This window comes from Hymenobacter sp. IS2118 (assembly GCF_000715495.1).
Lineage (GTDB): Bacteria > Bacteroidota > Bacteroidia > Cytophagales > Hymenobacteraceae > Hymenobacter.
The window spans coordinates 88,610-101,521 of record NZ_JNLX01000191.1 but is presented as its reverse complement, the minus strand read 5'-3'; the positions used below and the strand labels follow the sequence as shown (position 1 = coordinate 101,521).

Sequence of the window (12,912 nt, the reverse complement as noted above, 5' to 3'; positions counted from 1 at the left end):
CTATAATCGTCATGCTCAATCTCAGCAATTTATCGCCCGCCTACGGCTCGACTAAAAACGAGAAGCGGATTGGCCGGGGCGAAGGCTCCACGCGCGGTGGCACGTCGACCCGTGGTCACAAAGGCGCCAAGTCGCGTTCGGGCTACAAGCGCAAGTCCGGCTTTGAAGGTGGCCAGATGCCCCTTCAGCGTCGTGTGCCTAAGTTCGGCTTCACGAACATCAACCGTGTAGAATATAAGGGTATCAATCTTGATGCCTTAGCTACTCTTCTCGAAAAGAACAGCACCACTACGATGGACGCTGCTTACTTCGTGTCTAACGGCTTGGTTTCCAAGAACGCTAAAATCAAAATTCTTGGTCGCGGCGAAATTGCCACGGCTGTAGAAGTTCATGCTCACGCATTCTCGAAGTCGGCTGTTGAAGCCATCGAGAAGGCGGGCGGCAAAGCGGTAACGCTCTAATAGCTACCTTCGGCAATGAATAAGTTTATCGAGTCGATAAAAAACATTTTTGCGATTGAGGATTTGCGTACGCGAATCCTCAATACGCTTTTTTTCATTGCCATCTATCGCCTCGGCGTGTACGTGGTGTTGCCTGGTGTAGACCCTACCCGCCTGAAAACAGGTGCCGAAGGGTTGTTTGGCATTCTGGATACCCTCTTGGGAGGAGCATTCAGCAACGCTTCCATCTTCGCGTTGGGCATCATGCCCTACATCTCGGCCAGTATCGTGTTGCAGCTGCTCACGATTGCTGTTCCTTACTTCCAGAAATTGCAGAAGGAGGGCGAGTCGGGCCGCAAGAAAATCAACCAGTACACGCGTATTCTCACGATTCCAATCGTGTTAGCGCAGTCGGTTGGCTTTATTGCTACCATCAACGCGGATGCCATCATCAACCCGGGCACGTTTTTCACCGTCTCGACCATGATTATTATCACGGCCGGCACGTTGTTCTGCATGTGGCTGGGTGAGAAAATCACGGATAAGGGCATCGGTAATGGTATTTCGATGCTCATTATGATTGGCATCGTCTCGCGTCTTCCCGGTGCTATTATTGGCGAGGCAGTTGCGAAAGGAGTGAACAAATCTCTTATCTTCCTTTTGGAGATGGTGGTTCTGTTCCTTGTGGTAATGGCTGTTATCGTGCTCACGCAGGCTGTTCGGCGCATTGCAGTTCAGTATGCTAAGCAGGTAGGCGGCACTACGCAACTTGATGCTCAGCGTCAGTTCATTCCGCTTAAGGTGAATGCAGCCGGCGTTATGCCTATCATCTTTGCGCAGTCGCTGATGTTTGTGCCAGCTATCGTGGCTTCGGTTTGGCAGAACCAAAGCGATATGGCCAGCTACATCGGTGTGAAGTTTTCAGACTACACTTCGTGGCAGTACAATCTGACTTTTGCGCTGCTTATTATCATCTTCACTTACTTCTATACGGCCATTAGCGTTAATCCCAACCAGATTGCGGATGACCTGAAGCGGAGTGGTGGTTTCGTGCCTGGCGTGAAGCCCGGCCGGGATACTTCGGAGTTTATCGATGAAATCCTGACGCGCGTCACTCTGCCGGGTGCTGTGGCACTGGCCCTCATTGCCATTTTCCCTGCTATTGCGCTGCTGTTGGGTGTCACGCGTCCATTCTCGGCTTTCTATGGCGGCACGTCGCTCATCATCATGGTGGGTGTGGTGCTCGATACGGTGAATCAGGTACAGAGCTACTTGTTGATGCAACATTACGATGGCATGATGAAATCGGGCAAGCTGCGTGGGCGCACGGCACAGCCTATTTCGGTAGCCTCGTAAGTAGTAGCAATGGCAAGCGGTAGCATACAATACAAAACCGAAGAAGAGATTGACCTCATGCGGGCCAGCGCTCAACTGCTGGCAAAGGCTCACGGCGAAGTCGCGGGTCTGATGAAGGAAGGAGTGACGACGCGGCAGCTTGATAAGCGCGCGGAGGAATTCATCCGGGACCATGGTGGGGTACCATCTTTCAAAGGGTTATATGGTTTTCCGCACAGCTTGTGCCTCTCGCCAAATTCGGTGGTAGTGCATGGCTTCGCCACGGATGAGCCGCTGAAAAGCGGCGATATTCTGACGGTGGACGGCGGGGTTTTCCTGAATGGTTTTCATTCAGATAGTGCTTACACTTACCCAATCGGGGAAGTAGCGCCGGATGTACTAGCCTTGCTGCGGGAAACCAAAGCTGCGCTGTACAAGGGCATTGAACAAGCCGTGAGCGGCAACCGCGTAGGTGATATCAGCTATGCTATCCAGAACCATGTGGCCCCGCTGGGCTATGGGGTGGTACGCGAGTTGGTTGGCCACGGAGTTGGCGCGAAGCTGCACGAGAAACCTGAGGTGCCCAATTACGGCAAGCGGGGTTCCGGGCCGATTCTGCAAACGGGCTTGGTCATCGCTATCGAACCGATGGTGAACTTGGGCAAAAAAGACGTGGTACAGGAAAAGGATGGCTGGACTATCCGCACCAAGGACCGTAAAGCGTCGGCACACTTCGAGCACACCGTAGTTGTAAGAAAAGAAAAGGCGGAGATTTTAACCTCCTTTGAGTACATCGAAAAAGCATTTCAAGGTTCTTAGGAACTTGGGAGCATAGGAATTCGGTTATACTAGCCGGCTCTGACAATAAATAAAGCCCCAAATCTCTAAAGACCCCAATTCCCTTATATGGCCAAACAAGCCTCGATTGAGCAGGACGGAACCATCCTAGAAGCCCTCTCCAACGCCATGTTCCGCGTGGAGCTGGAGAATGGTCACCAGCTGATTGCCCATATTTCGGGCAAGATGCGGATGCACTACATCAAAATTCTGCCCGGCGACAAAGTGAAGCTGGAAATGTCTCCTTACGACTTGTCGAAGGGACGCATTAAGTATCGCTACAAGTAATACCCTTGCTTCTAGACGAGTTCAATGATAGTTGATAGCCATTCGTTTATGGTTATACAGCAATTATCATTTTTGTTCTTGCTTGGTTGTTTTCGGTATTTACAAAGCAGCCAACTTCACTCCCAGAAACTCTAGAAGTAAAACCGCAAGTAATAACAAGTAACTCTTTTCAGCAATGAAAGTCAAAACCTCCATCAAAAAGCGTAGCGTTGATTGCAAGATTGTGCGTCGCAACGGCAAGCTCTACGTTATCAACAAGAAAAACCCCCGCTTTAAGCAGCGTCAGGGTTAATTCAATTTTTAGAACCCCGGAACCTTGGGTACTGAGTCGTTGGTTATTCACCTCCGGCCCGCCTTCCAAGCAGTTGCCGGGTTTCTGTCCGCAAACACATAACCATCCAATATGGCTCGTATCGCAGGGGTTGATATCCCGGACAACAAGCGCGGCGAAATTTCGCTGACCTACATTTTCGGCATTGGCCGGAGCAACGCCAGCAAGATTCTGGTAAAAGCTGGCATCGATGTCAACAAGAAGGTGAAGGACTGGACCGACGAGGAGTCGGGTGCCGTCCGCGCCATCATTGCTGCTGAGCATAAGACCGAAGGCGTGCTGCGCTCGGAAGTAACGACGAACATCAAGCGTTTGATGGACATCGGCTGCTACCGTGGTCTGCGTCACCGCAAAGGTCTGCCAGTTCGTGGTCAGCGCACCAAGAACAACTCGCGTACCCGTAAGGGCAAGCGTAAAACGGTAGCCGGTAAGAAGAAGGCAACCAAATAAATTCACACGGGAATCGGCGCTGGCGGCTGCGGATACTATATCCGCGCAGCCAGCGCCAACACCTCCCGTATTTTTTGCGATAACCAAATGGCACAAAAAAGAAAAGACAAAGCCAAGAAGCGCGTTGTCGTGGTGGAGCAGGTGGGCCAGGTACACATCCGTGCCTCGTTCAACAACATCATCATCTCGATTACGAACAATAACGGTCAAGTGATTTCGTGGGCTTCGGCCGGCAAAATGGGCTTCCGTGGTTCGAAGAAGAACACGCCCTACGCCGCCCAAATGGCGATGAGCGACTGCGGTAAAGTAGCCCACGACCTGGGCATGCGCAAAGCCGAAGTATTCGTAAAAGGTCCGGGTTCGGGCCGTGAGTCGGCCATCCGCGCCCTCGGCAACGTGGGCATTGAGGTGACCACCATCCGCGACGTAACGCCGCTGCCCCACAACGGCTGCCGCCCTCCCAAGCGTCGTCGCGTTTAGTTTTTCACTTCAGAAATTAGATTACAATGGCACGTTATACCGGCCCAACCTCAAAAATTGCCCGTCGCTTCAACGAGGCGATTTTCGGCCCGAGCAAAGCGCTCAACAAAAAAGCCTATCCTCCGGGCCAGCACGGCCGCGGCCGTCGCAAAAAGCAGTCGGAGTACGCTGTCCAGCTGATGGAGAAGCAGAAGGTGAAGTACATGTACGGCATGTTGGAGAAGCAATTCGAAAACCTGTTCCACAAAGCAGCAGCGCTCCCCGGTATCACCGGCGACAACCTGCTCGCGCTGCTGGAAGCCCGTCTGGACAACGCCGTGTACCGTTTGGGCATTGCCTCGACGCGTCGCGCTGCTCGCCAGCTCGTTGGTCATAAGCACATCACCGTGAACGGTGAAGTCGTGAACATCCCTTCGTACCACCTCCGGGCTGGCGACGTAGTTGGTGTACGCGAGAAGTCGAAGTCGTTGGAAGCTATTGCTACCAGCCTGTCGGTTCGCAACTCACGCCAGTTTTCCTGGTTGGAGTGGGACGGCAAGGAGATGGTGGGTAAGTTCATCAACGCTCCCGCCCGTGAGCTGATTCCGGAGAAAATCACCGAGCAGCTCATCGTCGAACTGTATTCGAAGTAAATAGCGCTACTGGTAGCGGCCCGGCAATTTGTCGGGCCGCTCTTGTGCTTATACTTTACCCCCATTTTTTTACATTTTTTACGCCCCACATATGTCAATCTTAGCTTTTCAGATGCCGGAGAAAGTGGTAATGGAGAAATCCGACGACTTCACCGGGACGTTTGAATTTAAGCCGCTCGAGAAGGGCTACGGCGTCACCATTGGCAATGCGCTGCGTCGCATTCTGTTGTCGTCGCTGGAGGGTTTCGCCATCACGTCGGTTCGTACGAACAGCGTGCTGCACGAATTTTCGACCATTGAAGGGGTGATTGAGGACATGTCCGAAATCATCCTGAACCTGAAGATGGTCCGCTTCAAGAAAGTTAGCGATGCCATCTCGGATAAGATTACGGTGCGCGTGAAAGGTCAGGAGACCTTTTCGGGTGCTGATATCGCCAAGTTCGCCAGCGGTTTTGAGGTGTTGAACCCCGACCACGTAATTGCCCACCTGGACCCCAGCACCGAGTTGGAGTTTGAGCTGACGATTGCTCGTGGCCGTGGCTACGTGCCCGCCGACGAAAACAAGCCAACTGACCAGGTTTTCGGTCAGATTGCTATCGATGCTATCTACACGCCCATCAAGAACGTGAAGTACAGCATTGAGAACACCCGTGTGGAGCAGAAGACGGACTACGAGAAGCTCGTTATCGAGATTCAGACCGACGGTTCGATTCACCCGGAGGAAGCACTGAAAGGTGCAGCCAACATTCTCATTCAGCACTTCATGCTATTCTCGGACAACACGATGACCCTCGAAGGTCCGCGTGTGACGGAAGACGAGCCGATTGATGAGGAAACCATGCAGATGCGCAAGATGCTCAAAACTCCTCTGGAGGACATGGAGCTCAGCGTACGCGCCAAAAACTGCCTCAAGGCAGCCGACATCAAGACGATGGGCGAACTGGTGACCTTGGAAATTGCGGACATGATGAAGTTCCGCAACTTCGGTAAGAAGAGCCTCACCGAACTGGAAAACCTCGTTGAAGAGCGTGGTTTGGAGTTCGGGATGGACCTGGGCAAGTACCGCCTCGAAGAAGACTAGATTTTTTTAATGTGGAGATGTGAAAATGTGGAAATGTGAGCTTCGCGCTCAGCCCATAATTTTCACATCTCCACATTTTTTTGCTTTCACATTTATCCACAGTGCGCCCAAGGGGCAGCGGTTCTAATGAGGCTTCGGCCCGCCGTGGTCGCCGCCCGCAAGCGCACATTTTTTCAAACGTCCAATGAGACACGGAAGAAAAATCAACCACCTGGGCCGGACTACCGCCCACCGTCACGCGATGCTGTCGAACATGGCTTCGTCGCTCATCTTGCACAAGCGCATCACGACTACGGTTGCCAAAGCGAAAGCCCTGCGTAAGTACGTGGAGCCGATGCTGACCAAGTCGAAGGAAGACACCACGCACTCGCGTCGGATGGTGTTTGCCGCGTTGCAGGACAAGGAGTCCATTAAGGAATTGTTCGGTAACATTTCGAGCAAAATTGCTACCCGTCCCGGTGGCTACACCCGCATTCTGAAGCTGAGTGATACCCGTTTGGGTGACAATGCTGACTTGTGCATCATCGAGTTGGTTGACTTCAACGAAACCCTGTTGGAAGCTAAATCGGCTGCTGCTGAGAAGTCGACCACTACCCGCCGCTCGCGCAGCCGTGGTGGTAAGAAGGCTACGACTGACGAAGCCGCTACTTCGGCCACCGAGGTGAAAGGCGAAGCAGTTGCTCCTAACGCAGTAGTTGAGCAGTCGGCTCCGGCTGATACCGCTACTGAAACCGTTAAGGACGGCGAGAGCCGCGACGAAGCTCAGGCTGATGAGGCTAAAGCGTAATCCAGCATTCTTGCTACAGTTGAAAGGGACGCGCCGTGAGGTGCGTCCCTTTTTTGTTTGGGTTAGCTGGTAGCTGCACAGGCCTTTTAGTTCGTGGCAGGTTTACCGGAGTTCGTGAAGTTTTTGCGTTGGTTGGCCAAGTAGGAAGTATTTTGGGTGGAATGGGGAGCGTGTTTTGGGCATCTTTTAACCCAAAGCCCAATGCCATGAAAACCTGCTTTATCTTTCTCGTTCTGCTGCTGGCAATGGGCCGGAGCTTTGGTCAGCAACTGCCTGTAACGGGCCGCGTGATAGATGCCCAACACCGAGCAGTGCCCTATGCGACGGTCCTGCTGCTGGCGGCGTCGGATTCGGTGGTGGCAGCAGCTACGCAGGCCGATGAGCAGGGCGCTTATGAACTGCAGGCGAAGCGGGCAGGCAAGTACCTGGTGACGGCGACGGCAGTGGGATTTGAGAAGCGGAGAAGCGGACTTTTTGTAGTGGGCAGCAGCCGCGTGCGGGTGCCGGACCTGATGATGGTAGCCGCCACGCAGGAGCTGGCAGGCGTGGAGGTGCTGGGCCGCAAGCCGCTATTGGAGATGCAGGCCGGTAAAATGGTGGTGAACGTAGCCGGCAGCCTCACGGCGGGTGCCACGGCGCTGGAGGCGCTGCAAAAGGTGCCGGGCCTAGTGGTGATGAGTAACCGAATCAGCCTGGCGGGCCGTGAGGGAGTGATTATTCAGATTGATGGGCGCACCACACAGTATACCGACGTGGTGAGCGTGCTGAAAGATTTTCCGAGCAGCAGCATCGAGCGGATTGAAGTGCTGACCCAGCCGGATGCCAGCCACGATGCGGCGGGCAGCGCGGGCATCATCAACATCATTCTGAGCAAAAACGCCAATCTTGGCACCAATGGTACGCTGACGCTGATGGCAGGCTACGGCCGCTTTGGCAAGGGCGGCGCGACGCTGGATTTGAACCACCGCACCAAGCGCCTGAACCTGTTTGGCAACTACGGCTACACGCATCGTAAAACCTACGACCAGCTGAACACGGAGCGGCAGGCCGCCGAAGCCGAGGGCAGCTACCGGCAAACCAGCTACCAGCCGCGCGTGGCCGGCGTGCATACCACCCGCCTGGGCGCCGACTACAACCTGACGCCGCGGCAAACCGTGGGCGTGCTCCTGAGCGGCTACACCAACCGCACGCAGGTAACGGGCCAGAACCAGACCGAGGCCAGCAGCGGCACCGGCGTGCAAACGACCAACAACACCCGTCGGCGCACGGACTCGTACGCGGCCAATGTGAACTACAAGGCGCTGCTGGACACGCTGGGGGAGGAGCTGACGGCCGATGCGGACTACTCCCGGTACCAGTCGGACAGTTACGGGCGACTGCGGAATGAGGTATCGGCCGGGAGCAGGAGCCGGATGGAACAGCTGCAAAACGACCAGCTCACGGACATCACCCTGCGGGCGGGTAAAGTAGACTACCGCCGGCCAATGAGCCCGGCGCTGAAGGTGGCAGTAGGGGCGAAGGCCAGCCAGGCTACAGTGGGGAGCGTGGTGGCGCTGAGCGGCGGCGCAATGCCCCGGAACGACGATTTCCGCTACACCGAGACTATTAGGGCGGGGTATGCGCGGGCGGAAGGGGAGGCGTTGGGCGTGAGCTGGCAGGGCGGGCTGCGGGGCGAGTGGACGACCACCCGCGCCATATCGCGCGCTGAGGAGCGCACGGTGGAACGCAGCTACGGCCAACTATTTCCCAGCCTGAGCCTGGACCGCGTAGTGTACAAGGCCGTGGGCCTGAACCTGGCCTACAGCCGCCGCATCGACCGGCCGAGCTACCAGGATTTGAACCCCAGCATCGTGTACTTGGACCCATACACATCGCAGCGCGGCAACCCTTTTCTGAAACCGCAATTCACCAACGACTACAAACTGGCCCTCACGTACCAGAAACAGCCGTTTTTCCTACTGGGCTACAGCCGCACGCGGGATGCCATCAGTCTGGTGACGGCCACTGAGGACAGCGCCGTGTACTCAACTACTGCCAACCTCGACCACCTGGAGCGGTACAGCGCCACCCTGAACTTTCCCCTGAACCTGGGCAAGCGCATGACGGGCTACGCCGGCGTGAACGTGTTCTACAACCAATACCTGAGCCAGTACCTGGGCAGCACCTACCGCAACGGGCGCACGGCGGCCACGTTCTACGCGCAGTCGAACGTGAAGCTACCGCAGGGCGTGGCCCTGGAGATTTCGGGCTACTACCAAACGGCGGGCGTGAACGGCCTCATCAACTTCCGCGGGTTTGGGGCGCTGAACTTGGGGGTGCAGAAGTCGCTGCTGAATGAGCGGGCCACGTTACGGCTCTCGCTCAACGATGCCCTGTTTTCGGCTAGGCAGCGCGGCACGGTGCGCTACCAGGACCTCGACGTAAGTTTCCTGAGTTACGGCGAGAGCCGGCAGTTGCGCGCCAGCTTCAGCTACAAGCTGGGCAACCAGCAGCTGAAAGCCGCCCGCAAGCGCAGCACCGGGCTCGAAGAGGAGCGCGGCCGGGTGAAATCGGACAAGGAATAGACGCTGTATCCTGTTTCACTTCAGACTTTATTCAGTTATTCACGCGATGAAAATGCAGCTACAGCGGCCCAGCCGCTCCGACTTGCTTCTGGTGCTGGTGTACTGGCTGCTGGCGGTACCCATCATTGTTTTTAGCAACCAGCGCACCTATGGCTTGGAACGGGCCGTGGCGGGCGTTCTGTATACCATTACCCTTGACTCGGCGGCGGTGTACCTGCTCGTATTCGGATTTCTGCCGCTGGTGCTGCGGGGCCGCAGCCCGTTCATTTTGTTAAGCGGGCTGGTGCTGTTCGTACTGATTGATGCCCATTTTTACTGGCTAGGCTACCGAATAGTGTTGGGGTACCAGGATTTTGGTTGGAGTCCGCTGGTTATTCTGAGCGGCGTGGTGCGGCACACCCAGAGCTACGGCATGCTGGGCATTCTGCTGGCCGGCAAACGCTACGCCGACGTGCAGCGCCGACTTCTGCAAACCCAGCAGGCCCAGACCGAAAGCGAGTTGCGCAACCTCAAAGCCCAGATTGACCCGCACTTTCTGTTTAACAACCTCAACGTGCTGCGCGGCCTCATTCAGCAGGACCCCGCCGAGGCCAACGAGTACCTGGGCCGCTTCGCCAACCTCTACCGTTTCCTGATTCGGCACAAGGACGACGACTTTGTGCCGCTGGCCGACGAGCTGCGCTTCGTGGACGAGTACGTGTACCTGCTGCGTCACCGTTTCGGCACGGCCTACGATTTCCAAACCGAGCTGGCCGATAATCTGGCCGTGGAATACCTGCTGGTGGTGCCGGGTACGGTGCAGCTGCTGGTCGAAAACGCCATCAAGCACAACGCCGGCGACGAGGACGCGCCCCTGCTCATCACCATTCGGGCCACGGCCACCGAGCTGACCGTGACGCACCCGCGCCGCCCCAAGCGCACGGCCATCGACTCGCTGGGCACGGGCCTGGCTAACCTGCGCGAGCGGTACCGCCTGCTGGTGGGCCAGGAAATCAGGGTGAGCGACACGGCCGCTACGTTTGCCGTGGCCGTGCCGCTGGTGGCGGCCACCCGAAACCGGCCCGTGGCCCCGGCCAAAACCCACCCCGAACCCATCGTATGAATATCCTGATTCTGGAAGATGAAGTGCTGGCCGCCCGCCAAACGGTGCAGTTTCTGGAGCGCGCCGGGCTGGCGGCCACTGCGCCGCCCGTGGTGCGCAGCGTGGACAAAGCCCTGGCCTGGCTGGGCGCCAACGCCATGCCCGACCTGATTTTCTCCGATATTGAGCTGCTGGATGGCAACGTATTTTCGCTGTATGAGCAGTTTCGGGTGACGTGCCCGGTTATTTTCACCACCGCCTACGACCAGTTTTTGCTGCCCGCGTTTCGCGGCAACGGCATTGCGTATCTGCTCAAGCCCTTCAGCTACGAGCAGTTTTGCGAGGCCCTGGACAAGTACCATCTGCTGCAAGGTGCCCGCGCCGCCGTCCCCGCCGAACCCGCGCTCAGCCCGCAAGTGCTGCGCGAGCTGAGCGCGGCCCTGCGCCAGCAAGCCCAGCCGCAGTACAAGCAGCGGTTTTCGGTGCGTATGCGCACGGGTTTTCATCTGCTGCTGACGGATGATATTGCCTACGTGCAGGCCGACGAGGGCGTGACCTTTGCCGTGGACGGCGCCGGGCAGCGCTACCCCCTCAATGGCAGCCTGGCGGAGTTGGAGCGCCAGCTTGACCCCAGCCGCTTTGGTCGTCTCAACCGCTCGGAGCTCGTCAATATTGCGTTTGTGGAGAAGATGGAGCCTTATTTCAACAACCGGCTGGCCGTGAAGCTGCGTGTGAAGCCCGAGGTAGTACTGACGACCAGCGCCGCCCAAACGCCCGATTTCCGCCGCTGGCTCGAAGGATGAAGGGGGTATTGTGCTTTTGCGGGCTGATTCCCGTAGGTTTGTAGCTCATTCAACTGAACCTAAACCGAGACGCTATGAGCTTCATTTCGCAGATTCACGCCCGCCAGATTTTTGATTCCCGGGGCAACCCCACCGTGGAAGTTGATGTAACGCTCGATTCAGGCGTGATGGGCCGCGCCGCTGTGCCCTCCGGCGCCAGCACCGGCAAGCACGAGGCCGTGGAAATGCGCGACGACGACAACTCCCAGTACATGGGCAAGGGCGTGCTGAAAGCCGTGGACAACGTGAACAGCCGCATTGCCGAGGAGCTGGTGGGCTTTTCGGTGTATGAGCAGGCGCTGCTCGACCAGATTATGTTGGAGATGGATGGCACGCCCAACAAGGCCAACCTGGGTGCCAACGCCATTCTGGGTGTGAGCCTGGCCGCCGCCCGCGCCGCCGCGCTCGACGCCAACATGCCGCTCTACCGCTACGTGGGCGGCGTGGGTGCTTCCACCATGCCCGTGCCGATGATGAACATCCTGAACGGAGGTTCGCACGCCGACAACTCGATTGACTTCCAGGAATTCATGATTATGCCGGTGGGCGCGTCGTCCTTTACGGAGGCCATGCGCTGGGGCTCGGAGATTTTCCACACCCTGAAAGGCGTGCTGAAAAAGCAGGGCCTGAGCACCAACGTGGGCGACGAGGGCGGCTTTGCGCCCAACATCAAATCCAACGAAGAAGCCATTAAAGTGGTGCTGCAAGCCATCGAGGTGGCCGGCTACCGCCCCGGCGAGGACGTGATGATTGCCATGGACGCCGCCGTATCGGAGTTCTACTCCGACGGCATGTACCACTTCAAGAAGAGTACCGGCGACAAGCTCACCTCTTCGCAAATGGCCGACTACTGGGCCGATTGGGTGAGCAAATACCCCATCATCAGCATTGAGGACGGCATGGACGAGGACGACTGGGCCGGCTGGAAGCTGCACACCGAAAGCCTGGGCCACAAAATCCAGTTGGTGGGCGACGACCTGTTCGTGACCAACGTGGACCGCCTGCAGCGGGGCATCGACGAGAAAGTTGCCAACGCCATTCTCATCAAAGTAAACCAGATTGGCACGCTCACCGAAACCATCGCGGCCGTGAACCTGGGCCGCCGCAACGGCTACAAGAGCGTTATGAGCCACCGCTCGGGCGAAACGGAAGACAGCACTATTGCCGACCTGGCCGTGGCCCTGAACACCGGCCAGATTAAGACCGGCTCCATTTCGCGCTCCGACCGCATGGCCAAGTACAACCAGCTGCTCCGCATTGAGGAGGAATTGGGCGAGGTGGCCTACTTCCCCGGCCGCAAAATGTAATTTGTTGCGTTCGTGACTGCCAAACGGCCGATTTAGCGAGAGCTGAATCGGCCGTTTGTATTACTTTTACCCTGATGCAATTACCTCCTTTTGTTAGTTCGATTCTGCGCGTAGCCCGCAGCTTTTATTTCCTTACCGGAGCAAGTTTTCTGGTGTGGATGCTGGTGTTCGATGCTAATGACCTGAGCAAGCAGTTCGACATTTACCAGAAGTGGAAAGAGCTGCGCGATGAGAAGCAGTATTACCTCGACAACATTGAGGTGGTGAAGCGCGAGCGGGCCGAGCTGATGAGCTCACCGGCACTGCTGGAAAAATTTGCGCGGGAGCGTTACCTGATGAAACGGCCCGGCGAGGACGTTTTTGTGCTGGTACCAGCAACCGAGGAATAGGGGGTGAAACGCTTTTCTGAGCAGACATTCTCCGACGGCCGTTTTCTCAACGGTTCCATTTACTTAAT

At 56.7% G+C, this 12,912-nt stretch carries 15 protein-coding genes; all 15 read left to right on the top strand.

What is annotated here, in order from left to right; all coding sequences use genetic code 11:
- The first annotated feature begins 11 nt into the window (after positions 1–11).
- The 15 genes from rplO to GM79_RS21275 all read left to right on the top strand — a co-directional run bounded on the left by rplO (position 12) and on the right by GM79_RS21275 (position 12,844).
- Positions 12–461, top strand: coding sequence for a 50S ribosomal protein L15 (rplO, locus tag GM79_RS21345; protein ID WP_035567879.1), 450 nt, complete (start codon positions 12–14; stop codon positions 459–461).
- 15 nt (positions 462–476) lie between these two features.
- Entirely contained in the window at positions 477–1,796 is a 1,320-nt protein-coding gene (gene secY / locus GM79_RS21340; protein ID WP_035567878.1) for a preprotein translocase subunit SecY, read from the top strand.
- A 9-nt stretch (positions 1,797–1,805) separates the two neighbouring features.
- The gene (map, locus tag GM79_RS21335) at positions 1,806–2,594 is read left to right on the top strand and encodes a type I methionyl aminopeptidase (RefSeq protein ID WP_035567877.1); all 789 of its coding nucleotides are present in this window, start codon (positions 1,806–1,808) and stop codon (positions 2,592–2,594) included.
- Between the two features lie 87 nt (positions 2,595–2,681).
- Positions 2,682–2,900, top strand: coding sequence for a translation initiation factor IF-1 (gene infA / locus GM79_RS21330; RefSeq protein ID WP_035567874.1), 219 nt, complete (start codon positions 2,682–2,684; stop codon positions 2,898–2,900).
- Positions 2,901–3,075: 175 nt separating this feature from the next.
- Positions 3,076–3,192, top strand: a complete 117-nt coding sequence (gene ykgO, locus GM79_RS21325) for a type B 50S ribosomal protein L36 (RefSeq protein ID WP_035567872.1) — start codon at positions 3,076–3,078, stop codon at positions 3,190–3,192.
- A 111-nt stretch (positions 3,193–3,303) separates the two neighbouring features.
- Positions 3,304–3,681 (top strand): 30S ribosomal protein S13, encoded by a 378-nt coding sequence (gene rpsM, locus GM79_RS21320; protein WP_035567870.1) that lies wholly within the window; start codon positions 3,304–3,306, stop codon positions 3,679–3,681.
- An 87-nt stretch (positions 3,682–3,768) separates the two neighbouring features.
- Positions 3,769–4,161, top strand: coding sequence for a 30S ribosomal protein S11 (rpsK, locus tag GM79_RS21315; protein ID WP_035567868.1), 393 nt, complete (start codon positions 3,769–3,771; stop codon positions 4,159–4,161).
- 26 nt (positions 4,162–4,187) lie between these two features.
- Positions 4,188–4,793, top strand: coding sequence for a 30S ribosomal protein S4 (rpsD, locus tag GM79_RS21310; RefSeq protein ID WP_035567866.1), 606 nt, complete (start codon positions 4,188–4,190; stop codon positions 4,791–4,793).
- A 91-nt stretch (positions 4,794–4,884) separates the two neighbouring features.
- A complete protein-coding gene (locus GM79_RS21305; RefSeq protein ID WP_035567863.1) occupies positions 4,885–5,874 on the top strand; it encodes a DNA-directed RNA polymerase subunit alpha in 990 nt (329 codons plus the stop codon).
- A 184-nt stretch (positions 5,875–6,058) separates the two neighbouring features.
- The gene (gene rplQ, locus GM79_RS21300) at positions 6,059–6,661 is read left to right on the top strand and encodes a 50S ribosomal protein L17 (protein ID WP_035567861.1); all 603 of its coding nucleotides are present in this window, start codon (positions 6,059–6,061) and stop codon (positions 6,659–6,661) included.
- A 206-nt stretch (positions 6,662–6,867) separates the two neighbouring features.
- Positions 6,868–9,225: an outer membrane beta-barrel protein gene (locus GM79_RS21295; protein WP_161787233.1), complete on the top strand. Its 2,358-nt coding sequence runs from the start codon at positions 6,868–6,870 to the stop codon at positions 9,223–9,225.
- A gap of 46 nt (positions 9,226–9,271) precedes the next feature.
- A complete protein-coding gene (locus tag GM79_RS21290) occupies positions 9,272–10,327 on the top strand; it encodes a sensor histidine kinase (protein ID WP_035567857.1) in 1,056 nt (351 codons plus the stop codon).
- Positions 10,324–11,109 carry a LytR/AlgR family response regulator transcription factor gene (locus GM79_RS21285; RefSeq protein ID WP_035567855.1) on the top strand — a complete coding sequence of 262 codons (786 nt, stop codon included), beginning with the start codon at positions 10,324–10,326 and terminating at the stop codon, positions 11,107–11,109. The genes GM79_RS21290 and GM79_RS21285 overlap by 4 nt, the downstream gene beginning before the upstream one ends.
- A gap of 74 nt (positions 11,110–11,183) precedes the next feature.
- Positions 11,184–12,455 carry a phosphopyruvate hydratase gene (gene eno, locus GM79_RS21280; RefSeq protein WP_035567854.1) on the top strand — a complete coding sequence of 424 codons (1,272 nt, stop codon included), beginning with the start codon at positions 11,184–11,186 and terminating at the stop codon, positions 12,453–12,455.
- A gap of 74 nt (positions 12,456–12,529) precedes the next feature.
- Positions 12,530–12,844, top strand: a complete 315-nt coding sequence (locus GM79_RS21275; protein WP_035567852.1) for an FtsB family cell division protein — start codon at positions 12,530–12,532, stop codon at positions 12,842–12,844.
- The last annotated feature ends 68 nt before the right edge of the window (positions 12,845–12,912 follow it).

Coding starts and splice junctions, on each gene's coding strand:
- rplO (WP_035567879.1), top strand. CDS start 12: ATGCTCAATCTCAGCAATTTATCGCCCGCCTACGGCTCGACTAAAAAC.
- secY (WP_035567878.1), top strand. CDS start 477: ATGAATAAGTTTATCGAGTCGATAAAAAACATTTTTGCGATTGAGGAT.
- map (WP_035567877.1), top strand. CDS start 1,806: ATGGCAAGCGGTAGCATACAATACAAAACCGAAGAAGAGATTGACCTC.
- infA (WP_035567874.1), top strand. CDS start 2,682: ATGGCCAAACAAGCCTCGATTGAGCAGGACGGAACCATCCTAGAAGCC.
- ykgO (WP_035567872.1), top strand. CDS start 3,076: ATGAAAGTCAAAACCTCCATCAAAAAGCGTAGCGTTGATTGCAAGATT.
- rpsM (WP_035567870.1), top strand. CDS start 3,304: ATGGCTCGTATCGCAGGGGTTGATATCCCGGACAACAAGCGCGGCGAA.
- rpsK (WP_035567868.1), top strand. CDS start 3,769: ATGGCACAAAAAAGAAAAGACAAAGCCAAGAAGCGCGTTGTCGTGGTG.
- rpsD (WP_035567866.1), top strand. CDS start 4,188: ATGGCACGTTATACCGGCCCAACCTCAAAAATTGCCCGTCGCTTCAAC.
- GM79_RS21305 (WP_035567863.1), top strand. CDS start 4,885: ATGTCAATCTTAGCTTTTCAGATGCCGGAGAAAGTGGTAATGGAGAAA.
- rplQ (WP_035567861.1), top strand. CDS start 6,059: ATGAGACACGGAAGAAAAATCAACCACCTGGGCCGGACTACCGCCCAC.
- GM79_RS21295 (WP_161787233.1), top strand. CDS start 6,868: ATGAAAACCTGCTTTATCTTTCTCGTTCTGCTGCTGGCAATGGGCCGG.
- GM79_RS21290 (WP_035567857.1), top strand. CDS start 9,272: ATGAAAATGCAGCTACAGCGGCCCAGCCGCTCCGACTTGCTTCTGGTG.
- GM79_RS21285 (WP_035567855.1), top strand. CDS start 10,324: ATGAATATCCTGATTCTGGAAGATGAAGTGCTGGCCGCCCGCCAAACG.
- eno (WP_035567854.1), top strand. CDS start 11,184: ATGAGCTTCATTTCGCAGATTCACGCCCGCCAGATTTTTGATTCCCGG.
- GM79_RS21275 (WP_035567852.1), top strand. CDS start 12,530: ATGCAATTACCTCCTTTTGTTAGTTCGATTCTGCGCGTAGCCCGCAGC.